The 24,968-nt window shown below is 72.1% G+C and carries 23 protein-coding genes; 11 read left to right on the top strand and 12 right to left on the bottom strand.

The window, feature by feature from the left end; translation table 11 throughout:
• Positions 1–12: 12 nt before the first annotated feature.
• Positions 13–1,053 (bottom strand): GntG family PLP-dependent aldolase, encoded by a 1,041-nt coding sequence (locus tag V1457_RS08565; RefSeq protein WP_200068779.1) that lies wholly within the window; start codon positions 1,051–1,053, stop codon positions 13–15.
• Between the two features lie 322 nt (positions 1,054–1,375).
• On the opposite strand from V1457_RS08565, the gene V1457_RS08570 reads away from it, so the two are divergent.
• On the top strand, positions 1,376–1,894 hold the full coding sequence (locus tag V1457_RS08570) for a SigE family RNA polymerase sigma factor (protein ID WP_200068780.1): 519 nt from the start codon (positions 1,376–1,378) through the stop codon (positions 1,892–1,894).
• A 14-nt stretch (positions 1,895–1,908) separates the two neighbouring features.
• Positions 1,909–2,589: a hypothetical protein gene (locus tag V1457_RS08575; protein WP_200068781.1), complete on the top strand. Its 681-nt coding sequence runs from the start codon at positions 1,909–1,911 to the stop codon at positions 2,587–2,589.
• Between the two features lie 272 nt (positions 2,590–2,861).
• Here the strand turns inward: V1457_RS08575 and V1457_RS08580 are convergent, their stop codons facing one another.
• The 4 genes from V1457_RS08580 to V1457_RS08595 all read right to left on the bottom strand — a co-directional run bounded on the left by V1457_RS08580 (position 2,862) and on the right by V1457_RS08595 (position 7,317).
• A complete protein-coding gene (locus V1457_RS08580; RefSeq protein ID WP_200068782.1) occupies positions 2,862–3,446 on the bottom strand; it encodes a TetR/AcrR family transcriptional regulator in 585 nt (194 codons plus the stop codon).
• 88 nt (positions 3,447–3,534) lie between these two features.
• The gene (locus V1457_RS08585) at positions 3,535–3,855 is read right to left on the bottom strand and encodes a multidrug efflux SMR transporter (protein ID WP_200068783.1); all 321 of its coding nucleotides are present in this window, start codon (positions 3,853–3,855) and stop codon (positions 3,535–3,537) included.
• A gap of 148 nt (positions 3,856–4,003) precedes the next feature.
• Positions 4,004–5,701 carry an ABC transporter ATP-binding protein gene (locus V1457_RS08590; RefSeq protein ID WP_200069337.1) on the bottom strand — a complete coding sequence of 566 codons (1,698 nt, stop codon included), beginning with the start codon at positions 5,699–5,701 and terminating at the stop codon, positions 4,004–4,006.
• 38 nt (positions 5,702–5,739) lie between these two features.
• A complete protein-coding gene (locus V1457_RS08595) occupies positions 5,740–7,317 on the bottom strand; it encodes an ABC transporter ATP-binding protein (RefSeq protein WP_338602226.1) in 1,578 nt (525 codons plus the stop codon).
• A gap of 99 nt (positions 7,318–7,416) precedes the next feature.
• On the opposite strand from V1457_RS08595, the gene purB reads away from it, so the two are divergent.
• Complete coding sequence (purB, locus tag V1457_RS08600; protein ID WP_338602229.1) at positions 7,417–8,847, top strand: adenylosuccinate lyase; 1,431 nt, start codon at positions 7,417–7,419, stop codon at positions 8,845–8,847.
• A gap of 155 nt (positions 8,848–9,002) precedes the next feature.
• Here the strand turns inward: purB and V1457_RS08605 are convergent, their stop codons facing one another.
• Entirely contained in the window at positions 9,003–9,692 is a 690-nt protein-coding gene (locus V1457_RS08605; protein WP_338602232.1) for a TenA family protein, read from the bottom strand.
• 99 nt (positions 9,693–9,791) lie between these two features.
• Here V1457_RS08605 and V1457_RS08610 point away from each other — a divergent pair, with 99 nt between their 5' ends.
• From V1457_RS08610 to V1457_RS08625, 4 genes are all read left to right on the top strand, one after another.
• Positions 9,792–10,679, top strand: a complete 888-nt coding sequence (locus tag V1457_RS08610; RefSeq protein WP_200068787.1) for a phosphoribosylaminoimidazolesuccinocarboxamide synthase — start codon at positions 9,792–9,794, stop codon at positions 10,677–10,679.
• A gap of 138 nt (positions 10,680–10,817) precedes the next feature.
• Entirely contained in the window at positions 10,818–11,609 is a 792-nt protein-coding gene (locus V1457_RS08615; protein WP_338602236.1) for a DUF2334 domain-containing protein, read from the top strand.
• A 156-nt stretch (positions 11,610–11,765) separates the two neighbouring features.
• Complete coding sequence (locus V1457_RS08620) at positions 11,766–12,182, top strand: hypothetical protein (RefSeq protein ID WP_338602239.1); 417 nt, start codon at positions 11,766–11,768, stop codon at positions 12,180–12,182.
• Positions 12,183–12,390: 208 nt separating this feature from the next.
• On the top strand, positions 12,391–12,822 hold the full coding sequence (locus tag V1457_RS08625) for a helix-turn-helix transcriptional regulator (protein ID WP_295139007.1): 432 nt from the start codon (positions 12,391–12,393) through the stop codon (positions 12,820–12,822).
• A 99-nt stretch (positions 12,823–12,921) separates the two neighbouring features.
• Here the strand turns inward: V1457_RS08625 and V1457_RS08630 are convergent, their stop codons facing one another.
• The 3 genes from V1457_RS08630 to V1457_RS08640 all read right to left on the bottom strand — a co-directional run bounded on the left by V1457_RS08630 (position 12,922) and on the right by V1457_RS08640 (position 15,477).
• On the bottom strand, positions 12,922–14,121 hold the full coding sequence (locus V1457_RS08630) for an MAB_1171c family putative transporter (protein ID WP_338602245.1): 1,200 nt from the start codon (positions 14,119–14,121) through the stop codon (positions 12,922–12,924).
• Positions 14,121–14,729: a hypothetical protein gene (locus V1457_RS08635; RefSeq protein ID WP_338602248.1), complete on the bottom strand. Its 609-nt coding sequence runs from the start codon at positions 14,727–14,729 to the stop codon at positions 14,121–14,123. The genes V1457_RS08630 and V1457_RS08635 overlap by 1 nt, the downstream gene beginning before the upstream one ends.
• 109 nt (positions 14,730–14,838) lie before the next feature.
• A complete protein-coding gene (locus V1457_RS08640) occupies positions 14,839–15,477 on the bottom strand; it encodes a phosphatase PAP2 family protein (protein ID WP_295143778.1) in 639 nt (212 codons plus the stop codon).
• A 269-nt stretch (positions 15,478–15,746) separates the two neighbouring features.
• On the opposite strand from V1457_RS08640, the gene purS reads away from it, so the two are divergent.
• The 3 genes from purS to purL all read left to right on the top strand — a co-directional run bounded on the left by purS (position 15,747) and on the right by purL (position 19,077).
• Positions 15,747–15,986: a phosphoribosylformylglycinamidine synthase subunit PurS gene (purS, locus tag V1457_RS08645; RefSeq protein ID WP_200068794.1), complete on the top strand. Its 240-nt coding sequence runs from the start codon at positions 15,747–15,749 to the stop codon at positions 15,984–15,986.
• Positions 15,983–16,660 carry a phosphoribosylformylglycinamidine synthase subunit PurQ gene (gene purQ / locus V1457_RS08650; RefSeq protein ID WP_200068795.1) on the top strand — a complete coding sequence of 226 codons (678 nt, stop codon included), beginning with the start codon at positions 15,983–15,985 and terminating at the stop codon, positions 16,658–16,660. Before purS ends, purQ begins: the two co-directional genes overlap by 4 nt.
• A gap of 140 nt (positions 16,661–16,800) precedes the next feature.
• Positions 16,801–19,077: a phosphoribosylformylglycinamidine synthase subunit PurL gene (gene purL / locus V1457_RS08655; RefSeq protein WP_338604903.1), complete on the top strand. Its 2,277-nt coding sequence runs from the start codon at positions 16,801–16,803 to the stop codon at positions 19,075–19,077.
• Positions 19,078–19,304: 227 nt separating this feature from the next.
• Here the strand turns inward: purL and V1457_RS08660 are convergent, their stop codons facing one another.
• From V1457_RS08660 to V1457_RS08670, 3 genes are all read right to left on the bottom strand, one after another.
• Positions 19,305–20,267, bottom strand: coding sequence for a pentapeptide repeat-containing protein (locus V1457_RS08660; RefSeq protein WP_407074758.1), 963 nt, complete (start codon positions 20,265–20,267; stop codon positions 19,305–19,307).
• Positions 20,260–21,396: a pentapeptide repeat-containing protein gene (locus tag V1457_RS08665; protein ID WP_338602258.1), complete on the bottom strand. Its 1,137-nt coding sequence runs from the start codon at positions 21,394–21,396 to the stop codon at positions 20,260–20,262. Before V1457_RS08665 ends, V1457_RS08660 begins: the two co-directional genes overlap by 8 nt.
• A gap of 86 nt (positions 21,397–21,482) precedes the next feature.
• On the bottom strand, positions 21,483–22,190 hold the full coding sequence (locus V1457_RS08670) for a lysozyme (RefSeq protein WP_200068798.1): 708 nt from the start codon (positions 22,188–22,190) through the stop codon (positions 21,483–21,485).
• Between the two features lie 612 nt (positions 22,191–22,802).
• Here V1457_RS08670 and V1457_RS08675 point away from each other — a divergent pair.
• A complete protein-coding gene (locus tag V1457_RS08675) occupies positions 22,803–24,917 on the top strand; it encodes an EAL domain-containing protein (protein ID WP_338602263.1) in 2,115 nt (704 codons plus the stop codon).
• The last annotated feature ends 51 nt before the right edge of the window (positions 24,918–24,968 follow it).

The following is a 24,968-nucleotide window of genomic DNA, read 5'->3' on the forward strand; positions in this document are numbered from 1 at the left end:
CGGTCGCGCGGCTCAGTGCTTGCTGCGTTTGATCCGGCGGAGTGCTTCCTCGATGTCGCGCTTGCCGACGTTGCGGTGGGTGACGAACCGGACGTGCCCGTCCATCGGCACCGCCAGCACCCCGCAATCGCGCAGCCGGTCGAGGGTGAGCCGCACGTCGGGCACCTCGGCCAGCACGATGTTCGTCTGCGGCGTGGTGATCTGCCAGCCCAGCTCGGTCAGCCCTTCGGCGAGCCTGGTCGCGTGCGTGTGATCGTCGGCCAGCGCCTCGACCCGGCCCAGCGCGACCAGCCCGGCCGCGGCGAGCACCCCGCCCTGGCGCACCCCGCCGCCGAGCATCTTGCGCACCCGGCGCGCCTCGCGGACGAAGTCGCTGGTGCCTGCCACCACCGAGCCGACAGGCGCGCCGAGGCCCTTGCTCAGGCACGCCTGCACGGTGTCCACGCCCACGGTCAGCGCCGCAGGCGGCACGCCGAGCGAAGTCGCGGCGTTCCACAACCGCGCCCCGTCCAGGTGCACCCGCAAGCCGCAGTCGCGCGCCGCGGCGGCCAGTTGCGCGTGCTCGTGCGGCGGGATCACGGCGCCGCCTGCGCCGTTGTGCGTGTTCTCCAGGCACAGCAGCGTGGTGCGCAGCGCGTCGTAGCGCTCCCCGTCGCTCGCTTCGGCGCGGATCACGTCGGCCGTGGGCCGTCCCGGACCGGCGTTCCACTCCAGCGGCTCGGGCATCCCGCCCGCGAGCCACGCAGCGGACCCGAGCTCGTGGGTGAGCACGTGCGCGCCGCGCGGCGCGAGGAACCGATCTCCCCGGTGCAGGTGCAACGACAGCGCGATCAGGTTGCCCATGGTGCCGCTGGGCACCCATAGCGCCGCGGCCGTGCCGAGCAGCTGCGCGGACTTCTCCTCCAACGCGCGCATCGTGGGGTCGTGGTCGAGCACGTCGTCCCCGACTTCGGCGGCGGCCATCGCCTTCGCCATCTTCTCGTCGGGGCGCGTGACCGTGTCGGAACGCAGATCGATGGATGCCGTTTTGGTCACGAACCGATCACACCACATCCGTGCGGGGGAGAGGCAACTGCGTGATCCAGGCCGGTCGGTTTCCCGGAGAACTCGCAGCGACGCGGGTCCGCTCCGTGGAACGGCGCCGTCCGCGGCCAACCCGGCCCCCCGCGCGAGCGTCAAGCATTGCGGAGGCAGGTGCGCGACATCGGTGCGCCCGTCGGCACTAAGGTGCCCGGCACGTGCCGACGGGCAGGTTCCGGCGGGCGAGGTGCGGTCCGCCGGGGTGGCGAACAGCACCGTGACCCGGCCTCGTGCAACGGTGGGAGGCGGGCGCACCGTCCTAGTCAGTGCAAGCACGGACGAGCGGAGAGTCCGCGTGGACCAGCGCGAAGAGCAGGAGTTCGCGGAGTATTTCGCGGCCCGGCGGGAGGCGGTGCGTCGAATGGCGTACATGATGTGCGGTGACTGGCACCGCGCGGACGACCTCGCGCAGACCGCGTTCATCTCGCTGCACCGGCATTGGCGCAAGGTGCGGGACAAGGGCGCGTTGGACGCTTACGTGCGCCGGACGCTCAGCCGCGCGGTGATCGACGAATCGCGCCGCCCGTGGCGGCGGGAACGCTTCACCGATGTGCTGCCGGACCGGCCCGCCGAGGGCGCGGAGGTCGACGACGGCATCGCGACCAGGCAGACCTTGGTGGCGGGCCTGCGGCAGGTGCCTGCCAAGCAGCGCGCCGTGCTGGTGCTGCGATTCCTGGAGGGGCTCGACGTCGCCGGGGTCGCCGAGGTCATGAAGTGCAGCGAAGGCACCGTGAAGAGCCAGTCCGCGCGCGGGCTGGAGGCGCTGCGGGCCGCGCTGGGCGGACAGCTCGACGATCTGCGGTCGACGTCGTGAGGAGGTGCGGGGAAGTGGACGAGGCAGAGCTCAGCGAGGTTTTCCGGCAGGCCGCGCACGGCGGTCCCGCGGCGTCGTTCGACGAGCAGGACGTGCGGCGCGGCTCGCGCCGGGTCACCGCGCGCCGCCGCACGGCGCTGGCGGGCGGCACGCTGGTGTCCGCGGCCCTGCTGGCGGGCGGGGTCGGTTTCGGCACGGGTGCGTTCGGGCCGTCCGGCACGGTGGCGCAGCCGCCGCGGCAGGAGCCGAGCGCGCCGATGGACCAGTCGCCGATGGCGCTGCCGGACCCGCAGAGCCCCGCCACGCCGCGCTCGGGCCCGATCGTGCTCGGCGATCCCGGCGGCGGCGCGGAGTGCGGCCCGCCGGACCAGGCCGTGGCGTCCGCGCTGCGCAGCGAGTTCCCGGAGGCGGCAGGCACGCAGCCGATCGGTGCCAAGCCGCCTTGTCCGGACGGGGCGCGCACCGCCGCGGTGACCGTGCGGCAGGGCCCGGCCAACGGGAAGGTCGCCGTGCTGGTGACGCCGCCCGGGTCGGCGAACGCGGCCGAAGACCGGCCGAAGGGCACGGCGATCACGCAGCTGCCCACGCGCAGCGGCGGCACGGTGACGGTGCTGAGCGAACCGGTCGGCGCTTCCCAGGCGCCGTACGCCGACCGCATCTCGGCGATCGCCGAAGGCCTCGCGCCGCGCTTCTGATTCCCCGGCCGACGCGCCCGCGCGCTACGCGATCAGGGGGATGCGTTCGGAGTGAACGGAACTTTCGTCCCACTAGCTTGGACGAACGGTCCGTTCACTCGGAAAATCTTGATGCGGCCGGTGCGGTGACACGCCCGCGCGCCACGCGATCAGCCGCGTGCATTCGGAGTGAACGGAACTTTGGTCCCACTAGATTGGTCTAACGGTCCGTTCGCTCGGGATCGTTTCGCTCGGAGCAGCCGCCGGGGCCGCGAGCCGTTGTGGAACGCCGGTCACGCGAGCTGGGCGTGCAGCATCCGGTAGGCGGCGCCGCGCGGATCGGGATCGCTTTCGATCAGCGCGTTCACCACGGCGCCGTCGACCAGCGCGATCAGCTCCAGCAGCCGGTCCCGCCCGACCGGCATCCCGCAGCGCTGCAGGATCTCCGCCAGCAGGCCGTGCAGTTCCGCCGACAGCTCGCGCATCAGCGGCGCCAGGTACGGCCGCCGCGGCGAGCCCACCAGCCGCTCGTAGCGCAGCAGCACCGTTTCCGCCCCGCCGTCGCGGGAGTCGCTGCCCAGCAGCATGTCCAGCAGCAATCCGATCACGGCGGCCGTGCTGTGCGGCTCGTCGGTGAGTTCGGCCAGCCGGGCGCGGCCGGTGGCCAGCTCGGCACGCCCCTCGTGCTCCACCGCGGCCGCGACCAGGTCGTCCAGCGAGGAGAAGTAGTACGTCGTGGACGCCAGCGGCAGCCCGGCGCGGTCGGCCACGGCGCGGTGCCGCACCGCCTCGAAACCGCCCTCGGACAGCAGCTCGGACGCGGCTGCGACCAGCGCTTGCCGTCGCCGTTCGCCTTTCGGGGTGCTGGCTGCCGTCATGCCGGAATCCTAGGCATCCGGTGCCGCCCGGTGCCGCCCCCTCGCGCGGGAGCGCCGCGGCCGGCCGGGAACGCGCCGATGCAGCGCATCAGTGCGCGCCCGCGAGGTTCAGCCCGATCACACCGCCCACGATCAGCACCAGCGAAACGATCTTGAGCACGGACACGCCGTCGCCGAGGAACACCATCCCGATCGCAGCGGTGAGCGCGGCCCCGATGCCGGTCCACACCGCGTACGCCGGTCCGGCGGGCAGTTCGCGCATCGCCCACGCCAGCCCGGCGAAGCTCGCCGTCGCGAGCACCAGGAACGACACCGACGGCCACAGCTTGCTGAACCCGTCGGAGAGCTTCAGCGAGATCGCCCAGCCCGCCTCCAGCACGCCGGAGATCATCAGGACCACCCAGGCCATGTGCGCACCTCCCAAGGAGAATTACTGGCACGACCGTACCAAAATTCCCCGGGTGCTCGACCGCGAACTGCTGGAGTGCCCGGTCACATCAGGTCCACCGGCCTTCGCTGCGCAGCGATCGTTCGGGAGTGCGCAGCTCGTGCCGCGATCACTCCGCAGCACCGGAGGCGGCGTGCAGCTCGGCGTAGGAACCACCGGCCGCGAGCAGCTCGGCGTGCGTGCCGAGCTCGACGATCCTCCCGTCCACCAGCACCGCGACCCGATCGGCGTTGCGCGCGGCGTGCAACCGGTGCGCGATGGCGATCACCGTGCGCCCGGCCAGCAACGTCGACAACGACCGTTCGACGTCCCGCGAGCTGTCCCCGTCCAGCAGCGAAGTCGCCTCGTCGAGCACCAGCGTGTGCGGATCCGCCAGCACCACCCGCGCCAGCGCGATCTGCTGCGCCACCGCCGCGGGCACCGGGTGACCGCCCGTGCCGAGCACGGTGTCCAGCCCTTCCGGCAGGCTCCGCGCCCACTCCAGCGCACCGACGGTCGCCAGCGCGTCCAGCAGCTCCCGGTCGCCGAACTCGCCGGGCAGCGACAGGTTGTCGCGCAGGCTGCACCCGAACACGTGGTGTTCCTGGGTGAGCAGCACGACCTCCCGCCGCACCCGCTCGGTGGGCAGCGTGGTGATCTCCACGTCGCCGAAGGCGACCGATCCGGAACCGGGCGCGTGCACACCGGCGACCAGCAGCCCCAGCGTGGACTTGCCCGCACCGGACGGGCCGACGATCACCATCCGCTGCCCGGCAGGTACCTGCAGGTCGATGCCGTGCAGCACCTGCCGGTCCGCGCGGTAGGCGAACCGCACGTCGCGAATCACCAGGTCGTGGCCGGAACCACCGCCCGCCGCGCGGTCCGGACCGCGCGGCGCGGGCACTTCCCGCACGCCGAGGATCCGGCGCAGCGCCGCGTGCCCCACCTGCAATTCCTCCAGCCAGCTGAACAGCTCGTCCATCGGCGAGGACAGCGCGGCCGCGTACAGCACGACGGTGGTCGCGGTGCCGAGGTCGACGATCCCGGCCGCGTGCCCCCATCCGGCGATCAGCAGGATCGCCGCGATCGGCACGACGTAGGACAGCTCCAGCGTCGGCAAGAAGACCGACAGCAGCCCGCGGTACCGCCGCTCCAGATCGATCGCCCGCCCGATGGCGCGGTCGTTGTGCGCGCGGCGCCGCCCGGCCAGCTGCAGCGAGTTGATCGTGCGCGAGCCCTGCACGGTTTCGTGGATGCTGGACTGCACCCCGGCCCATGCGTCCAGCATCCGCGGCAGCAACCTGCCCGCGCGCGGGAAGTACCAGCGGCAGCAGACCACCAGCAGCGGCACCGCGACCAGCATCCCGCAGGCCAGCAGCGGCGAGGTCGCGATCATCGCGGCGGCGGTGAGCAGGATCGTGAGCACGGCGGCGGTCAGTTCCGGCGCCGCGTGCCGCACGGTGAAGTCCAGCCGGTCCACGTCCGATGTGGAACGGCTGAGCAACTCCCCGGTACCCGCCGCTTCCACGGTGCCCAGCGGCAGCCGCAGCGCGCGGCCGATCACGTCCTCGCGCGTCTCGGCCAGCACGGCTTCGCCGAACACCGCCGCGCGGTAGCGGGCGGCGCGGGCCAGCAGCGCGTGCGCGACGAGGACGCCGAGGAACACCAGCGCCAGCACGTCCACCCGCCACGGCTCGGTGCCGCGGGTGACCGAGTCCACCAGGTGCCCGAGCAGTTGCGGCCCGATCAGCCCGACCAGCGTAGTCAGGCCGAACAGCAACATCATCGCGGTGAACTCGCTGCGGTGCGCCGCGGCCGTCGCCCGCATCCACCGGCGGACCGCGGCCGTGCTCGCCAGCGGCAGCTTCACGCGGAACTCCCCTCGACGGCGCGGATCCGGTCGGCCACCGTCCGCCACAGCGGGCTTTGGCTGAGCACCACCGTGGTCCGGCCGCTGCGCAGTTCCCGCACCCGCCGCACGATGCGCGCTTCGGTGTGCGCGTCCACCGCGGAGGTCGGTTCGTCCAGCACCAGCGCGTCCGCGTCCGCGCACAGCGCTCTGGCCAGCAGCAACCGTTGGCGCTGGCCGCCCGAGAGGGTGCGCGCCCGCTCGCTGAGCACGCCGTCCTCGAGCGCGTCGAGCACGTCCTCGGCGTCCGCGGCGTGCAGCGCTCTCGGCACGTCGATCCCCCCGAGGTCCAGTTCGTCCCGCACCGGCCCGGAGAACAGCAGGTCCTGGTTGTGCACCAGCACGATCCGGCGGCGCAGCTCCGCGGTGCCGACCTCGTCGAGGGGCACGTCACCGGCCAGCACCCGGCCTTGCGCGGTGTGCCAGGTGAGGCGTTCGGCCAGCTCCTCGCCCTTGCCGAGCGCGTCGATGACGGTCAGCTCGCCCGCTTCGGCGCGCACGCCGGTCGTCTCGTCCAGCAGCGTCAGCGGGCCGTCCGGGAGCGACCGCGGCTCGGCGGGCTCAGCCGGTTCCGGCCGCAGCCGCAGCAGCGCGCAGGCGCGCCCGGCGGAGACGATCGCGGAGGCCCACGTGCCTGCGGCTTCGGTCGCGGTGCGCACCGGGATCACCAGGAAACCGGAAACCCCGTAGAACGCCACCAGCTCGCCCGGGCTGATCGTCCCGGCCAGCGCCATCCGCGCACCGACCCAGGTGACCAGCACGGTGACCAGCCCCGGCAGCAGGATCTCGGCTCCGGCAAGCCACGCCGAGACGCGCCCGGCGGCGACTCCCGCTTCCCGCACGCGGGCGCTGGCCTCGGTGAACCGCGCGCGGAAGCGGGACTCGCCGCCGATGCCGCGCAGCACCCGCAGGCCGGAGACGATGTCGGCGGCCAGCGTGCTCAACCCGGCGAGGTTCTCCCGCTGGGTTTCCTCGCGGTGCCGCATCGGGCGCAGCAGCGGGCCGATGCCCAGCGTCGCCAGCGGCACTCCCGCCAACGCGATCACACCCATGACCGGCGAGATCGTCAGCAACGCCGTCCCGGAAACCAGGAACGCCACCAGGGCACCGGAGATGCGGCCGAGGATCTCGAACGCCTTGCCCACCTGGTAGATGTCCGAGGAGCCGACGGCGACCACCTCACCGGTGCGGACCCTGCGGGTCAGCGCGCCACCGAGCCCGGCGACGTGGTGCAGCACCGCGCGCTCCGAGGACCCCGCGCCGTGCAGCCACAACGTGTGGTCCACCCAGCCGAGCGAGCTCGCCCCGATCGCCTGCACCACGCCGAGCAGCAGCACCACGCCGATCCAGCCGAACAGCGCGGAGAAGTCCCCGCCGCCGATGCCGGTGTCCAGCGCCCGGCCGAGCACCAGCGGCAGCACGGCGGGCGGCAGCAGCCACAGCGAGCCGGTGATCGGCGCGAACACCAGCAGGCCCGGCCGCGCGCGCAGCAACGACCACAGGAAGCGGGAGGGGCTACGCGGATCCGGACTCATACAGACCCGAAACTAGTCGGCCGCCGAGTCCCGCGGCGACCGATTTCCCGAGGACGTCGAAGACGGGTGACCGCCCCCACGCAAGTATCGTTGCCCGCCGTGACGGTCAAGCCCCACCTCCCGAACGTGCTCGCCGCCCGCTACGCCTCGCCGGAGCTGGTCGAGCTGTGGTCCCCGCAGCACAAGGTCGTGCTGGAGCGGCAGCTGTGGCTGGCGGTGCTGCGCGCGCAGGCCGACCTCGGCGTCGAGGTGCCCGCGGGCGCGGTCGCCGACTACGAGCGCGTCATCGAGCAGGTCGACCTGGACTCCATCGCCGCCCGCGAGCGCCAGACCAGGCACGACGTGAAGGCGCGCATCGAGGAGTTCAACGCGCTGGCCGGGCACGAGCACGTGCACAAGGGCATGACCTCGCGCGATCTCACCGAGAACGTCGAGCAGCTGCAGGTGCGCCGCAGCCTGGAGCACGTCCGGGACCGCACCGCCGCGGTGCTGGCGCGGTTGGCGAAGCTGGCCGCCGAGCACGGTGAGCTGGTGATGGCCGGGCGTTCGCACAACGTCGCCGCGCAGGCCACCACGCTCGGCAAGCGCTTCGCGAGCGCCGCGGACGAGCTGCTGGTCGCGTTCGGCCGGGTCGAGGACCTGCTGGCGCGCTACCCGCTGCGCGGGATCAAGGGGCCGGTCGGCACCTCGCAGGACATGCTGGACCTGCTCGGCGACGCCGAGAAGCTCGCCGACCTGGAGCGCCGCGTGGCCGATCACCTCGGTTTCGCCCGGGTGCTGACCAGCGTCGGCCAGGTCTACCCGCGCTCGCTGGACTTCGAGGTGGTCACGGCGCTGTCGCAGCTGGCGGCCGCGCCGTCGTCGGTGGCCAAGACGATCCGGCTGATGGCCGGGAACGAGCTGGTCACCGAGGGGTTCCAGCCCGGCCAGGTCGGTTCCAGCGCGATGCCGCACAAGATGAACACCCGCTCCTGCGAGCGCGTGAACGGGCTCGCCGTGGTGCTGCGCGGCTACACGTCGATGTCCGGGGAGCTGGCCGGGGACCAGTGGAACGAGGGCGACGTGTCCTGCTCGGTGGTGCGACGGGTCGCGCTGCCGGACGCGTTCTTCGCGTTGGACGGGCTGCTGGAGACGTTCCTGACGGTGCTCGACGAGTTCGGCGCCTACCCGGCGGTGATCGCTCGCGAGCTGGACCGATACCTGCCGTTCCTGGCCACCACGAAGGTGCTGATGGCCGCGGTGCGCGCCGGGGTCGGCCGGGAGACCGCGCACGAGGCGATCAAGGAGAACGCGGTGGCGGTGGCGCTGGCGATGCGCGAGCAGGGCATCGAGCGCAACGACCTGCTGGACCGGCTCGCCGCGGACGAGCGGCTGCCGCTGGACAAGTCGGAGCTGGCGGATCTGCTGGCGGACGAGCTCTCGTTCACCGGCGCCGCCACCGACCAGGTCACCGCGGTCGTCGCGGCCGTCGACGAAGTCCTCGCCCGCCACCCCGACGCGGCCGCCTACACCCCTTCCCCGATCCTCTGATCCCGGCGTTCCTCCAGGAGTGAACGGCCCGCTCGTCCGAATAGATCGGGCGAAGAGGCCGTTCACTCGCGGAGGAGCTGCGCTGAGGGGACGTCGCGTCGGCGTGTCGGGCCCGGGTGCAACGGCTTCGCCAGGTGCGGTTCGGCCGGTGCCGCTCAGCTCGTTCCGGTCGATGCCCCGCCGGGCCAGTGCGCGTCGAAGAAGTCCCGTTCGCACCGGGTGGCGCGCTGGAACAGCCGCAGGCAGCGCGCCTGATCGCGCTCGTCCAGCTCGGCTCCGACGCGGTCGAGTTCGGCGCGCAGCCAGCGGACCCACTCGGCGAACCCGTCGTTGTTGTGCAGCGAGACCCATTCGGCCTGCACGAAGTTCCCCGCCGGATCGGTGCCGCCCGCGGGTTCGGCCTCCGGCGCCCGCTGCGCCCACGCCAGGTAGCTCCACTCCGCGACCGCCAGCACGGTCAGCACCTCGGCGTAGTCGCCGCGCGCGTTGGTGTCGGTCATGAGCGCGCGGAACTCCTTGGTCGCCTCGTCCAGCACCGGCTGCTCGCGGTCCGCCGCGGACACCCCCAGCGCGTCGAAGGACCGCTCGAAGTAGGTGTTCTCCTCGCTGGTGACGACCCCGATGCTGCCCGCGATCGCCAGCCGCGAGGTGTACCGGTCGGCCTTGGCCAGCGCCGCGCCGAGCAGCGCCAGGAAGTCGTCCACGAACTGGTAGTCCTGCACCAGGTATGACCGCATCGCCGGGTCCGGCAGCGAACCGTCGAACAGCGCGTCGGTGAACGGGTGCGTGATCACCGCGGTCCAGTCCGGTTCGCTGCGGGCGCGCAGCCAGTCGGTAAAGCTCACCGAGTCCTCCTCGCATCGCCGTGCCCACATGGTGCCGCGTTCGCGCTGACCGCCTCGCCCGCGCGCGGCCGCGCGCGGGCGGTGGGGGAGAATTCCGGCGTGGTCGCACTCTCCGATTACCCGCGGATCGCCGCGGGCAAGGTTCGCCAGCTGCACGCCGTGGACGACGAGCACCTGCTGATGGTGGCTTCGGACCGGATCTCGGCTTACGACCACGTGCTGGACACGCCGATCCCGGACAAGGGCCGGGTGCTGACCGCGATGAGCGTGTTCTGGTTCGAGCTGCTGGCCGACCTGGTGCCGAACCACCTCGTCGCCGCCGACGATCCGCGCATCCCGGCTGAGGTGCGCGGCCGCGCGCTGCTGGTGCGCAGGCTGGAGATGCTGCCGGTGGAGTGCGTGGCGCGCGGCTACCTCACCGGCTCCGGCCTGGCCGATTACCGCAGCACCGGCGCGGTCTGCGGGATCCCGCTGCCGGACGGGCTGGTGGAGTCCTCGGCGCTGCCGGAACCGATCTTCACCCCGGCCACCAAGGCGGAACTCGGCGCGCACGACGAGAACGTCAGCTTCGACGCCGTCGCCGCCGAGGTCGGCCGCGACCGCGCCGAGCAGCTGCGGGACCTGACGCTGCGGGTGTACCGCCGGGCCGCCGAACACGCACGAGGCCGGGGCGTGGTGCTGGCCGACACCAAGTTCGAGTTCGGCCTCGCCGGTGGCGCGCCGGTGCTGGCCGACGAGGTCCTCACGCCGGACTCGTCCCGGTTCTGGCCCGCCGAGGAGTACGCAGCGGGCCGGGTGCAGCCGTCGTTCGACAAGCAGTTCGTGCGGGATTGGCTCACCTCGCCGGCGTCGGGCTGGGATCGGGCGTCCGATGCGCCACCGCCGCCGTTGCCGGACGAGATCGTGGCGGCCACCCGCTCCCGCTACGTCGAGGCCTACCACCGGATCACCGGCCGCGACCTGGCCGACTGGCCCGAACCGGCCTGACCGCCCGTTCCTCGCGGAGTTGAACGGCCCGTTCGCCTGCTCTTGCCGGGCCGGTTCGCCGGATTTGTGCTCGGTGGTCACCTGCGGGTCAGGCCGGGGTCAGGGGGTGGACATCCACGACCCGCCCAATGGGGAGCCGTGGTCAACTCGCTGGTCGTGTCGCTTTCCGGGCTCGGGGACCGGGCCGTGGACCGCTGCGCCGAGTTCGCCGCCGAGCTGGACCGGCGCAACGTGCCGTTGACGCTGCTGGTCGCTCCGCGCCCGCAAGGTTCGGAGCGGCCCGCGCCGGACGGTCCCGCGGTGGGCTGGGTCCGCGGACGGCTGCACCGCGGCGACGTGTCCGCGCTGCACGGTTTCGACCACGCTCCTTCGGGACAAGGGCTGCTTCCCAGGGTCGCGAGCGCGGGCCGCGCGTCGGCGGCGGTCCGGGGCGCCGAGTTCGCCGCGCTGCCCGCGCACGAAGCCGGTCTGCGGCTGTCCGCGGCGACCGCGGCACTGGACGCCTTCGGCCTGCGAACGGACCTGTTCGTGCCGCCGCGCTGGCTCTGCTCGCCGGGCACGGTGACCGCGCTGCGCAGGCGCGGGTTCGCGGTGTGCGCGGATGCGCTCGCGGTGCACGAGCTGGGTACCGGCGAGGTGCACCGGGCACGGGTGCACGCGCTCGGACCTGGTGCGCGAGTGGAGCAGTGGTGGTGCCGAGCCCTCGTGCTCGGCGTCGGCCGGGCGGCCCGGCGCGGCCGGATGGTGCGGCTCGCGGTGGACTCCGCGGACCTGAGCAGGCCGGGACCGCGCCGGGCGGTGCTCGACGCGATCGACCTGGCGCTGCACCACGGCGCCGAGCCCGCCACGTACGACTCGTTCGCGGGTGCTCGCGTGCCCATGCCGCGGCAGGAGCCGCGTGCGCGGAACCTCGACCCGCTCTCCAGCTGACCGCGGTCGGCGGGTGAAGAGCACTTCACGTCCGTCTCAGCCGAACCTCATCAGCGGGTCCGAAGCTGGTTCTCGTCAGGACGCCAGGACCGCCGCGAGTTCCGGAGCAGCGCAGCTGCGAGCCGGGCGTCGGCGGGTTCACGACGGAGGAGAACCATGCGCATCACTCGGCCCGGGAAGAAGCTGCTCGCGACCGCCGCGGTAATCGGCGCGCTCGGCGTGGGCGGCACCGGCGTCGCACTGGCCGGTGCTTCGCCCGCACCCGCACCTGCCCCGCAGCCGTTGCCGCCGGCTTGGGACGACGACTGGGACGATCTGCCGGGGCATCGCGACCTCGACGACGGCCCGCGAGACTCCGTGGACGACGTCCGCGAGGATGCCGACGACGTCCGCGAGGATGCCGACGACGATCGCAACGATCGGCTCGACGACCGCCGGGACGACGAGTTGCGCGATGACCGCGACGACGACCGGTACGAGCACCACGACGACCGCGACGACATCCCCGACGGCCCGCGCGAGCACCGCGACGACGACCCCGGCGCTGATCCGGACGACCTGCAAGACGACTGATCCGCCCGGGCCCGCTCGCTGATCACCTCCCGTCCCGCCGGTCCGATGGTTTCCCCGTCGTGCCACCGATGCCACCTACCCCCAGCAGGCGGCGTCAAGTAATCTCGACGCGGTACGGGAAACCTAAGCGGTTCCCGGCTGGCGCGTCAAGGAAAATCGACACGCCGCCCGGTGTGCGGTCGGTGTCGGCGGTAGGGATGTGGGGACTGTGGCGACCGAGGGCTTCGACGCGGAGGTCGGCGAGACCTTCAGCCAGCGGCTGCGCTGGCTGTTCGACAACGTGCCCGCGCCGGGCGCGGACAAGGACCGCCGCTGGGAGGTCCAGGAAGCCGCGGCGCGGGTGGGGGTCTCGCGGGCGACGCTGAGCGCGGTGCTCAACGGCCACCACGAGCCGAAGCTGCCGGTCGCGCGGGCACTGGCGGACTTGTTCGGCGTCGGTCTCGAGTTCTTCGACGCGACCGGCGCCGACGCCCGCCAGCACGTGCGGGAGGTCCAGGCGTTGGCACTGCTGGGCCGCGCCAACGTGGAGGAAATGGCGTTCCGGCACGGGCACGAGGTCGCCGCCGAGGACCTGGAGGTCTTCCTCAACGTGGCCAAGGCGCTGCGGTCCAAGCAGCAGCGCGACGATCCGGCGGAGTAGCCGTCGCACGCGAGGTCGCCGATGGCCGGACCCCTGATCCGTTCGCAGCGGCCGTCGTTCCGAGCGACCGCGGCCCGGGCGCCGGCTCACGACCGCAGGTCAGGCGGGAACCACCTCGCGCAGCAGCGCGCAGCGCCGCGCCCGCTGGATCGACTGCTGCCACGCCGCGGCGTCGTCGAGGCTGTCGCGCGTGGAGACTTCGAGGACCGGAGCGGTGGCCGCGTCCGCGCCCGGCGTCCCGGCGCGGCAGGCGCGCATCGCGGCCTCCAGCACGGCGGCGTGCACCAGGGCGGCCAGCTCGTCGCCCGCCAAGCCCGCCTCCTGCCCGCGCTGCCGCGCGGTGTCGGCGACGTCCTGGGAATACCACGGCCGCAGGTGGAAGCCCATGTCCTCGACCTCGATGACGCGCCGGTACAGCCGCCAGTGCAGGTGGCGGCTGTGCAGGACGTCCCCGGACGCCGAGCGCGCCCGGGTGCCGAACACGTAGCTCTGCAGGCCCGGCGTCCGGCGGAGGTCGTTCCACAACGCCCACAGGTCGCGGTGCGCCCGGCGCCGCCGGAACCAGCGCGGCACGGCGCGCACGCGCGGCGCCACCGCCGCCCAGAGCACTCCGGCGAACAGCAAGGTGAATGTCGTGACCACCAGCACCACCAGGACGGAACCCGGAACGATGCGGTGCGCCAGGTCGAAGGTCTGGATCGCGGCGGTCACGATCTTGGCCGTGCAGAAGGCGAGCCCGCCGAGGCATCCGGCGCCCATCACCCGCAGGCCCACCCGCAGGTCGCGCGCCGGGGCGTGCCCTGCGAAGCGCGCCACCAGGAGCACTCCGTCGATCATGGCCCAGCCGCACAGGGCCAGGAACGTGATCTGCCAGGCCGCGGCGCTCGGCGAGCTGTCGATGACCCGGAACCCGTAGTCCTTCGTCCGCTCGTCGGCGCCGAGCCAGGCCAGCGCGAGCACGACCGCGGCGGCGGCGAACAGCCCCCGGCGCACCCGCGCGGCCCGCGTGGCCGCGAGCCGGTCGCGGGTGCTGAACAGCAGGAACACCTGGAAGCTCGTCGCCGCCCAGAGCACTCCGATGTGCCAGACCGTGCTCGCGGCGGCTTCCGCGCCGGGGATCGTCCGCAGCGCCGGCGTCGAGGCGATCATGATGAGCACCAGCCCCAGGGCCAGCGCGGTGTGCACGACCGCCCGAACCGCCCGGTTGTCCGGATCGCGGGCGACGTCGCGCGCCTTGAACGCGGCCGTGCACAGCAGGAACACGCCGACGACCGGATACAGCAGGGTGATCAGCGCCATTACGCCCAGCCTCGTCGTTCGGTGAAGGACGAGGCCAGCCGCGCGATGGCGTCGTGCTGCCCGGCCAGCCGGGCAACCGGTTGATCACCGGTCACGTCGGCCCACCAGCGGATCGTCGTCGCGACCCGTTCGGCCTCGTACTCGGCGAAGTCGTCCTGGTACTGGTGCCGGTGCCGGCCGAACATCCGGTCGATCAGCTCGGGCGAGACCGTGGGGAACAGCCCGTGCAGCAGCTCGGACGGTTTGACGTCGCTCGTGGTCGTCGAGTGCCCGGCGATCAAGTGGCCGAGCTCGTGCGCGATGCATTGGAAGGTGTGCAGCGGACCGGTGTTGTCCGGGTAGAGGATCACGTCCATCTCGTCGGTGCGCCACCACGAGGCGACCGGACCGCCGGGGCGAGCGCCGAACGGCATCAGCTCGATGCGGCGGCCGCGATCTTCGCCGAGCGCGGTGCACAGCTGGCCGATGTCCAGCGGTACCGGCAGATCGAGCCGCCGCAGCAGCCGCCGGCATTCCCGTTCGAGCTGCTGGATCCGGCGCAGCTCCGCGCGCCCACCCGGCACTTCGGTACCGCCCAACGTTCCCAGCCAGCACAGCAGTCCTCGCACGCTGCGAGAGTATGCGCACAGCCCGCACGGTGAATACAAGATCTTCCGGACCGGACGACCGGCCACCGCGGACCGCGGGCGCAGCGACCGCGCGAGCGGGCCGGACCGCTCAGGCCAGGACCGCGAAACCACCGCCGATGATCAACGCTCCCGCCAGCGCGCCCGCGACGACCTGGGCTGTCGTGTGGTCCCCCAGTCGTACCCGCGACCAGCCGATCCCGGCCGTGACCAGGCCCAGCAGCCACCACGCAGGTCCGTAGAACAGCGCCAGCACGACCGTGGCGCCGCCGCCGGCCGCGGCGTGCATCGAGATCTTCCACTTGGTGGTGATCGCCCCGGCGACGATCACCAGCGCGAGCATTCCGGCGTCCAGCGCGGTCATCGCCCGCGGTGCCCCACCGGTCACCAGCAGCACCAGTCCGATCGTGCCCGAGCCGATCAATGCGATGAACGGGATCAGCCGCCCGGCGCGGTCGCGCACGTGGTGCCCGTCCCACCGTCCCCGCGCGGCACCGACCGTCATCACCGCCTGCGGGATCAACGCGCTGGTGGCCGCCACCAGCACTCCCCATCCCAGCGCTGGCCACCAGCGGTAGCCGGTGGCCTGCCACGCCACTCCGATCGGCAACAGCGTGATCAGCACCCATGGCGCGAAGATCTCGGTGACGGTCCGCGCGAGGCGCAGGGATGCCGTGGTCTTCGCCGACGGTTCAGCAGCCGGAGTGGGCTCGAAGGCAGTGTTGCTCATGCGCGCTGGTCGGTCCTCGATCACGGCGGCGACAGGTACCGGCAGAGTGGCACAGGCCCCGCCGCGGAACCCTCTCGGGCCCGCGAAACCGGTATCGCCGCGACGCCGGTGAGCCGCTCCGCCGCGACCGGTGTGTTCCACAGCGCACTCGCCGCCCCTGTCCGGACGGGTGAACTCGCAGCTCAGTTACCCTTTGGAAGTACTGCTGGACATCCACCGGGGCTCGGCACCGAGCAGGTGGATCTGCACGAACCGGGGGAGCATCGCCCGTGGCCCGAGTCGTCGTCGACGTCATGCCCAAGCAGGAGATCCTCGACCCGCAGGGTCAGGCGGTGGCCAATGCGCTGCCCCGGCTCGGTTTCGAGGGCGTTTCGGAAGTCCGCCAGGGGAAGCGGTTCGAGCTTCAGGTCGCCGACGACGTCGACGACGCCACCCTCGCCAAGATCGCCGAGACGTTCCTGGCGAACCCGGTGATCGAGGACTGGACGGTTCGGCGGGTGGAGTCATGAGCGCGAAGATCGGTGTCATCACCTTCCCCGGCACCCTCGACGACGTGGACGCGCAGCGCGCCGTGCGCCGCGCGGGCGCCGAGGCGGTCGCGCTCTGGCACGCCGATGCCGACCTGCGCGGCGTGGACGCGGTGATCGTGCCCGGCGGGTTCTCCTACGGCGACTACCTGCGCTGCGGCGCGATCGCGAAGTTCGCCCCCGTGATGGGCGAGGTGGTGCGCGCCGCCGGGCAGGGGATGCCGGTGCTGGGCATCTGCAACGGCTTCCAGATCCTCTGCGAGGCCGGCCTGCTGCCGGGCGCGCTGACCCGCAACTGCGCGCTGCACTTCGTGTGCCGCGACCAGTGGCTCAAGGTGGAGAACAACACCTCGGCCTGGACCACCCGCTACGACGCGGGCGCAGAGCTGCTGGTGCCGCTGAAGTCCGGTGAGGGCGCCTACATGGCCGACGAGTCCGTGCTCGACGAGCTCGAAGGCGAAGGCCGCGTGCTGCTGCGCTACGTCGAGGACAACCCGAACGGTTCGCTGCGCGAGATCGCCGGGATCACCGACGCGCGCGGCCGGGTGGCCGGCCTGATGCCGCACCCCGAGCACGCCATCGACCCGCTGACCGGGCCTACCGACGACGGGCTCGGCATGTTCCTGTCCGCTCTCGACGCACTGGTGGCAGCGTGACGAACGATCCCGAAGACGTGACCGCTAGCGGTTCGGGCACCCACGCCGTGGCAGGCGGCCCGACGACCGAGACCGGCACCGGTGAGCGGTTCTCCGAGGACGCCCCCGCTGCGGAGGTCCCCGCCGCGAAGGCCGCCGCGCTGGACACCGTGCTCGCCGCGGAGTCCACTCCGGACACTCCGCAGCCGCACCGCGAGCTGGGACTCAAGGACGACGAGTACGAGCGGATCCGCGAGATCCTGGGCCGCCGCCCCACCGAGGCCGAGCTGGCGATGTACTCGGTGATGTGGAGCGAGCACTGCTCCTACAAGTCCTCCAAGGTGCACCTGAAGTACTTCGGCGAGACCACGACCGACGAGATGCGCTCGAAGATGCTGGCGGGCATCGGCGAGAACGCCGGCGTGGTGGACATCGGCGACGGCTGGGCGGTCACGTTCAAGCTCGAGTCGCACAACCACCCGTCCTACGTGGAGCCGTACCAGGGTGCCGCGACCGGCGTCGGCGGCATCGTGCGCGACATCATGGCGATGGGCGCGCGCCCGGTCGCGGTGGCCGACCCGCTGCGGTTCGGCCCCGCCGATGCGGACGACACCCGCCGGGTGCTGCCGGGCGTGGTCGCCGGGGTCGGCGGCTACGGCAACTGCCTGGGCCTGCCGAACATCGGCGGGGAGGTCTCGTTCGACTCGTCCTACGCGGGAAATCCGCTGGTCAACGCCATGTGCGTGGGCGTGATGAAGACCCAGGACCTGCACCTGGCGCACGCCAGCGGCACCGGCAACAAGATCATCCTGTTCGGCGCGAGCACCGGGCTGGACGGCATCGGCGGCGTGTCCGTGCTGGCTTCGGAGACCTTCGAGGGCGACTCGGCGGATTCCGGCTCCGGGCGCAAGAAGCTGCCCAGCGTGCAGGTCGGCGACCCGTTCACCGAGAAGGTGCTGATCGAGTGCTGCCTGGAGCTGTACCACTCCGGGCTGGTCGTGGGCATCCAGGATCTCGGCGGCGCCGGATTGTCCTGCGCCACTTCGGAACTGGCCTCGGCCGGGGACGGCGGGATGCGCGTCGACCTGGACCGGGTGCCGCTGCGCGCGGAGGGCATGACCCCGGCGGAGGTCCTTTCCAGCGAGTCCCAGGAACGCATGTGCGCAGTCGTCGAACCGTCCAGCGTGGACGCGTTCATGGACGTGTGCGCCAAGTGGGACGTGACCGCCACGGTGATCGGCGAGGTCACCGACGGCGAGAACCTGGCGATCTACTGGCACGACGAGCTGGTGGTGGACGTGCCGCCGCGCACCGTCGCGCACCAGGGTCCGGTCTACGAGCGCCCGGTGGAGCGGCCCGCCGAGCAGGACCTGATCACCGCGGACAACCCGAACACCCTCGCGCGTCCGTCCACTCCGGACGAATTGCGGGAGGCGCTGCTGCAGCTGGCCGCCTCGCCGAACCTGTGCTCCCGCGAGTGGGTCACCAGCCAGTACGACCGCTACGTCCGCGGCAACACCGTGCTGGCGCAGCCTTCGGACGGCGGAGTGCTGCGGGTCGACGAGGAGACCGGGCGCGGCATCGCGGTCGCCACCGACTGCAACGCCCGCTACGCCCGGCTCGACCCGTACGCGGGCGCGCAGCTGGCGCTGGCCGAGGCGTACCGCAACGTCGCGACCACCGGCGCCACCCCCATGGCGGTGACGAACTGCCTGAACTTCGGCTCGCCCGAGGACCCGGGTGTGATGTGGCAGTTCCAGCAGGCGGTGCGCGGGCTCGCGGACGGCTGCGCGGAACTCGGTATCCCGGTCACCGGCGGCAACGTCAGCTTCTACAACCAGACCGGCAGCCGTCCGATCCTGCCCACGCCGGTCGTCGGGGTGCTCGGCACGATCGACGACGTGACCCGCCGCATCCCCACCGGAATCGGCGGTGAGCAGGGCGAGACGCTGCTGCTGCTCGGCGACACCCGCGAGGAGTTCGGCGGCTCGGAGTGGGCGAAGGTCGTGCACGGCCACCTCGGCGGTACCCCGCCGCAGCCCGACCTTGCGCGGGAGAAGCTGCTCGCCGAGGTGCTGCTCGCCGGTTCCCGCGACGGCATGATCTCCGCGGCGCACGACCTGTCCGACGGCGGCCTGGCGCAGGCGCTGGTCGAGACCGCGTTGATCGGTGAGTGCGGTGCCCGCGTGGTCCTGCCGGAGGACGCGGACCCGTTCGTGCAGCTGTTCTCGGAGTCCGCGGGCCGCGTGCTGGTGGCCGTGCCGCGCAGCGAGGAGCTGCGGTTCACCGAGATGTGCTCGGCCCGCGGCCTGCCCTGCGCGAAGATCGGCGTCGCCGACGCCGGTGTGTCCACACTGGACATCCAGGACGTCGCCGACGTCCCGCTGGCCGAACTCCGCGAGGCCTGGGAAGGCACTCTTCCCGCGCTGTTCGGCTGACCGCTCGGCTCCGAGTGAACGGACCGTTCGCCTGATCCGTCGGGACGAGCGGTCCGTTCACTTCGCGGTCCGCCCCGCTCGTCGAGCGGTTCGACCGCTGCGTGGCGAGCCGACGAGGTGCTCAAGGGTTCGACGCTGACAGCCACCCCCGATCACCCTCGGCGGCGCCGAGTGACCGCAGCCCGCGAACGGTGCCGGGCCCGCACCGACGCAGCCGCGGGCCCGACCTACTCGGTCTCGGCGCAGGCGCGCGTCGTCAACGCGAGCAGCGAATCCAGGTCCGCGTCGGCGACCGTGGCGCCGTCGCTTTCGAGCGGCCCGGCGAACCTGGCGCCGTCGAAGGTCACGCCCGAGTGCAGCTTCGCCTGGTCGAAGCGGGCTCGCCCGCGGAATTCGGAGCGGTCGAACGCCGCGGGCCCGCCGAACTCGACACCGGAGAACTGGGCGCGGTCGTGGAAAACGGTGTCCTTGCAGCGGAACTTGCCGTCGTCGGCGAAGACCACGCGGGTGAACCACACCGGACCGGTGATCTCGCACCGGCTCAGGTTGATGTCGCGGAAGATCCGCGCGTGCCGAGCCGTCAACGTGCCGATGCGCCGCCCGGACAGGTCGAGGTACTCCAGCTTGGCGTTGGTCAGGTCGAGGTCGTAGGCGGGCGCCGCGGTGTCGGTCGCCTGCGGCAGCAGCGTCGCGATCAGGCGCTGCGCAGTGCGCCGCACCTGGAGCTTGCGCTCCGCCTCGTGCTGTTCGTCGCGCTGCCACTCGCCGTCGTCATACCGCGGATGCAGGAACGGTCTCCGCAAGTACGAGCAAAGCACGTCCAGAACCGTTTGCGTCAGTCCGGGATTGCTGCGCGCCAGCCCGGCCAGTGAATGCAACGCACCCACCCGCACTTGGTCGGCCTCGTGCCCGAGCAATTCCACGGCGCGGGCGAACCGCTCGTCGCTGACCCGCTCCTGATCCAGCCGGACCTGCCGGCCTTCCTGGAGCTGCCGGTTCTCTTCCACCCGTCGCCTGCGGTCGTTGAGCCACAGCGCGTACAGCGCGACGACCGAACCCCCGGCGAAACCACCGGTGCGCAGCGCGTCCGCGCCGTTGACACGGGGATCGAAGACGAGCAGCGCCAGGCTCACCCCGAACACCGCCAGCACCGCGAACGCGATGGTCGCGGCCAGTCCGAACTTACGCACGTGAACTCTCCTGTTGCGGCACATGGGTTTCCGGAGTCGCCCACGCCGGGAGGTCGGATCCGGTGCCCGCCCGGAAGTCGTCGAGCAGCACCGCACCGGCCGGTTCGTCCGGCCCCAGCGCGATCCCGCCGTGCAACCGCGCGTGCCGCAGGTCCAGGCCGGCGCCGAACTCGGCCCCGCGCACGTACCACTTGGCCGCGCAATCCATCCGCTTCCAGTCCACCTCGTGCTCGAACCGCGCCCGGTCGAAATCGCACGTCTCCAGCGCGCGGATGCCGCGCAATTGCAAGCCGTGCTCGAAGACCGCCTCCGTCGCCCGGATCCGCCCCAGGAACACCGAATCCCGCAGCGCCAAGTGACCGCGGAACACCGCGCGGCTGAAGTTCGTGCTGTGCCGGAACCGGCAGCGGTACGCCGCGATGCGCCCCACCACGCGGTCGGACAGGTTGAACCGCTCCAGCCAGGCGCGCGTCAGGTCCAGGTCGTAGGTCGGCGGGTCCGGCTCGTCCCGGGTCGGCAGCAGCTCGATGATCAGCCGCTGCGCGGTCTGGCGCGCGTGCCGCTCGCGCTCCATCTCCGGCGGGATCGGCGGCAGGTCCGCGAATTCGGCGAGTTCCTCCGGGTCCATCCACTTCGGATGGTCGAACGGCCGCCGCAGGTAGGAGCACAGCACGTCCAGCACGGTCTGGGTGTACTGGGAGCGCGTCCGCGCGAGCCCGGCCAGCGCGTGCATGGCGCCGACCCGCACCTGGTCGGTCTCGTGCCCGAGGAGTTCCACGGCGCGGGCGAAGCGCTCGTCGTCGGCGCGGTCGCGGTCGTGGTCGGTGCGGCGGTCCTCCAGGTCCTGGCGCTGCCGCTCCAGCTCGTAGCGCTCCCGGTCGAGTTCCTGGCGGCGCTGGTCCAGCTCCTGCCTGCGTTCCTCCACCCGGCGCCTGCGGTCGTTGAGCCACAGCGCGTAGAGCGCGACGATCGAGCCCGCGGCGAGCCCTCCGGTGCGCAGCGCGTCCGCGCCGGTGGCTCGCGGGTCGTACAGCAGCAGCGCCGTGCTCACCCCGGTCATCGAGAGCACGGCCAGCGCGATGGTGAGAGCCAAGCCCACCCTGCGGTTGCGCGCGCGGTCCTCACCCATCGCGGGGATCATCGCATCCGGCGGTGCCGGTGCGGGCCCGGTTCGCGGAATCGCGGTGCCGAGCCCGCGGCCCGGCGCCGCCGGGCTCAGCCGGTGGCCAGCGCCTGCAACTGCTCGTAGGCGCCGTTGAACGAGTTCTGGTCGATCGGCGACGAGCTGTACTGCCAGAAGGTGTGGAAGCCCCAGCCCGCGGGCAGCGCACCGGGCGAGTCCGCGTACCGCGCGATCCACAGTGGACTCGTCGCGCCGAAGTCCCCGCCGGTGCACTGGTTCCACCAGCTGGTGCTGGTGTAGATCACCGGATACCGCCCGGTGCGGGCGAAGTAGGTGTCGCTGAAGTCCTTGATCCAGGCCGTCATCGACCCCGGGTCGTGCCCGTAGCAGGTGTCGCCGTACGGGTTGTACTCCATGTCCAGCGCGCCGGGCAGCGTCTTGCCGTCGGGCGACCAGCCGCCGCCGTGGTCGACGAAGTAGTTCGCCTGCTCCGCGCCGCTGGAGACGTCCGGCAGCGCGAAGTGGTAGGCGCCGCGGATCATGCCGACGTCGTAGGAACCGTTGTACTGCTGGGCGAAGTAGGGGCTGCGGTAGGTCGTGCCCTCGGTCGCCTTGACGAACGCGAACCGCTTGCCCTGGCCCCAGTACGCCGGCCAGTCCACGTTGCCCTGGTGGCCGCTGACGTCGATGCCCTCGACCGCGGCCAGCGGCAGCGCGCGTTCCGGCGCGGCCTGCTCACCGCCGCCTTCGTGCTTGCGGATCTGCGAGCCCATCGCGTGATCGTTTTGTGCAGAGCTCATCGCCTGCTCCGTTCGGGTAAGGGAACTGCCGGCGTGCGCGGGCGCGGCGAGCAGCAGAGCACCGGCCCAGGTGATCGAGAGTAGGGAGATCAGCCCGCGGTTGCGAGCACGTCCACTCGGATGCGTCATCGAAGCAGGACCTCTCGGGGAGTAGTCGCCTGGTGGGACCGCCACCGGCGGTACCGGGATCGCCATCGCGAAGCGTTTACTGCTTACGCGGGCTCGGGGTGGGAAAACAACCACAATGGCGCAATCCGGACAACGCCGATCCACATCTCAACCGCAGACCGCACGGCGCGCATCTTTTCCGCGACCCGCGCTGCACCGGACGAGTGAGCATCGGCTCGTGCGCGACTCGCTGCGGCCGGGTGGCGCACGCGCGTTGGGCCAACCTGCCCTGCTGGTTCAACGCGGATGACTACCCTGGGTGGGGATGTGGCGACTGTTCGACCCCCCGGCGGAGCCGGTCGTATGCTCCGAACGACCAGGGGCCGCCGCATGACCGACGAGGTCCGGGCGGATTCGCCGTACCAAGACCGAGAGTGGAGGGGCGCCACGGGCATGACCGGGTGGACCGCGCCGGTGCCGAGCGCTCGACCGGCGGACTCGACGGTGAGCAGGACCGATCGCCGCCGGTTCGCTGCGGTCTGGGCGCAGTCCCTGATGGGCACCAGCTACGTGCCGATGACCAGCGCCGAGGTCGAGGGCAGGTTGCTGGGCTACACCGACGAACTGGTCGCGGCCCTGCTGTCCGAGCCGTTCGACCCCGCGCCCGCGCACGTCGTGGGCGACGACCTGGTGGCCGTGCACTTCACCAGCGCGGAGTCCCTGGCGCGCAGCGTCGACCTGCTCGGCGAACGGTTCCTGGCCGAGCTGAACCTGCCCGAGGACTCCGGCCGCAGGCAGCGCGTGTCCGCCCTGCAGAGCTCGCTGTGCACCGGCTTCGTGCACGCCGCGCGCAAGCGCACGCTCGACGAGCAGGAAGCCATCCGGCAGGCGGTGCTCGACGCGCGGGACGCGGTGGAGCAGGCGCTGCGCACCAGCGAAGCCCGCTTCCGCGCGATCTTCGCGGAGGCCGCGATCGGCATCAGCATCGCGGACATGAACGGCCGCATCCTGGAGGTCAACTCCTCGCTGCGGCGCATCCTCGGCCGCCCCACCGAGGAGCTGCGCCGGATGACCACGCACGACCTGCTGCACCCGGCCGACTCCGAGGGCGTCTGGCGGCTCTACGAAGAACTCGTCCGCGGCGAACGCGACCAGTACCGCATCGAGAAGCAGTTCATCCGCCCGGACGGCAGCCGCGCCTGGACCGAACTGATCATGTCGCTGGTGCGCGGCGAGGACGGTCTCCCGCTGTACCAGGTGGCGATGATCGAGGACGTCACCGACCGCAAGATGCTCCAGGACCGGCTGCGCCACCAGGCGATGCACGACCCGCTGACCGGGCTGCCGAACCGGGCGCTGTTCCTGGAGCGGCTCACCGCCGCGATGCGCGATCGCAAGCCCGAGCACCGGGTCGCGCTGTGCTACATGGACCTCGACGGGTTCAAGGTGATCAACGACAGCCTCGGCCACCACGTCGGGGACGACCTGCTGGTCGCGGTCTCCGAACGGCTGGCGCTGTCGGTGCACGGCGCCGACCGGATGGTCGCGCGGATGGGCGGCGACGAGTTCGTGATCCTCATCGAGGACTCGGCCAGCACCGAGCAGGCCATCGAGATCGCCGACGAGATCCTGGACACGCTGGTCGAGCCGATCCGCATCGGCGGCCACGAGCTGTCCGTCTCGGCCAGCATCGGCATCGTCGAGCGCTGCATCGCGAACCAGAGCGCCGCGGAGCTGATGCGCGACGCCGACGTCACGCTGTACTGGGCCAAGGCCGAGGGCAAGGGCCAGTGGGCGCTGTTCGACCCGGAGCGCAACGCCACCGAAGTCGCCCAGTACCGGCTCTCGGCGACCATGCCCGCCGCGCTGGAGCGCGAAGAGTTCTTCGTGGAGTACCAGCCGCTGGTGGGCCTGCGCGAGTTCGGCGTGGTCGGGGTGGAGGCGCTGGCCCGCTGGTGGCACCCGGACCTGGGCAGGCTCGGCCCGGACCGGTTCATCGCCCTGGCCGAGGAGACCGGGCTGATCGTGCCGCTGGGCCGCTGGGTGCTGCGCCAGGCGTGCAGGCAGGCCAAGCAGTGGCACGAGGAGTTCGGCGAGCCGGCCCCGTTCGTCAGCGTCAACCTGGCGGTGCGCCAGTCCCGCGACCCGAACCTGGTCTCCGACGTGCAGTCGATCCTGCGCGAAACCGGGCTGGAACCGTGCCGGTTGCAGCTCGAACTGACCGAGTCCGCGGTGATGGGCACCGCCGACGAGCCGATCGAGGCGCTGGGGACGCTGGCCAAGATGGGCGTGCGGATCGCCATCGACGACTTCGGCACCGGCTACTCGAACCTGGCCTACCTGCGGCACCTGCCGGTGCACGAGCTCAAGATCGCCGGGTCGTTCATGTCCGGGCTGCGCGATCCGGAGCGGGCCGACCCGGTGGACGCGCGGATCGTCGGCACGCTGGTGGACCTGGCGCACACGCTCGGGCTCACCGTCACCGCGGAGGGCGTGGAGACGCACGCGCAGGCGCGGCGGATGGCCGACATCGGCTGCGAGACCGGGCAGGGCTTCTTCTTCGCCCGCCCCTGTTCCACCGAGCGCATCCGCGCCTTCATCGCCGACCACGTCTCCTGACCGCTGCACTCGGAGCTTGCCGGGGTGCCGACACGCGCGGACGTCATCCGC

Source organism: Saccharopolyspora sp. SCSIO 74807, from assembly GCF_037023755.1.
Taxonomy (GTDB): Bacteria; Actinomycetota; Actinomycetes; order Mycobacteriales; family Pseudonocardiaceae; genus Saccharopolyspora_C; species Saccharopolyspora_C galaxeae.

Coding starts and splice junctions, on each gene's coding strand:
- V1457_RS08565 (WP_200068779.1), bottom strand. CDS start 1,053: ATGTGGTGTGATCGGTTCGTGACCAAAACGGCATCCATCGATCTGCGT.
- V1457_RS08580 (WP_200068782.1), bottom strand. CDS start 3,446: ATGACGGCAGCCAGCACCCCGAAAGGCGAACGGCGACGGCAAGCGCTG.
- V1457_RS08585 (WP_200068783.1), bottom strand. CDS start 3,855: ATGGCCTGGGTGGTCCTGATGATCTCCGGCGTGCTGGAGGCGGGCTGG.
- V1457_RS08590 (WP_200069337.1), bottom strand. CDS start 5,701: ATGCGGGCGACGGCCGCGGCGCACCGCAGCGAGTTCACCGCGATGATG.
- V1457_RS08595 (WP_338602226.1), bottom strand. CDS start 7,317: ATGAGTCCGGATCCGCGTAGCCCCTCCCGCTTCCTGTGGTCGTTGCTG.
- V1457_RS08620 (WP_338602239.1), top strand. CDS start 11,766: ATGCGCATCACTCGGCCCGGGAAGAAGCTGCTCGCGACCGCCGCGGTA.
- V1457_RS08630 (WP_338602245.1), bottom strand. CDS start 14,121: ATGGCGCTGATCACCCTGCTGTATCCGGTCGTCGGCGTGTTCCTGCTG.
- V1457_RS08640 (WP_295143778.1), bottom strand. CDS start 15,477: ATGAGCAACACTGCCTTCGAGCCCACTCCGGCTGCTGAACCGTCGGCG.
- purQ (WP_200068795.1), top strand. CDS start 15,983: ATGAGCGCGAAGATCGGTGTCATCACCTTCCCCGGCACCCTCGACGAC.
- V1457_RS08665 (WP_338602258.1), bottom strand. CDS start 21,396: ATGGGTGAGGACCGCGCGCGCAACCGCAGGGTGGGCTTGGCTCTCACC.
- V1457_RS08670 (WP_200068798.1), bottom strand. CDS start 22,190: ATGAGCTCTGCACAAAACGATCACGCGATGGGCTCGCAGATCCGCAAG.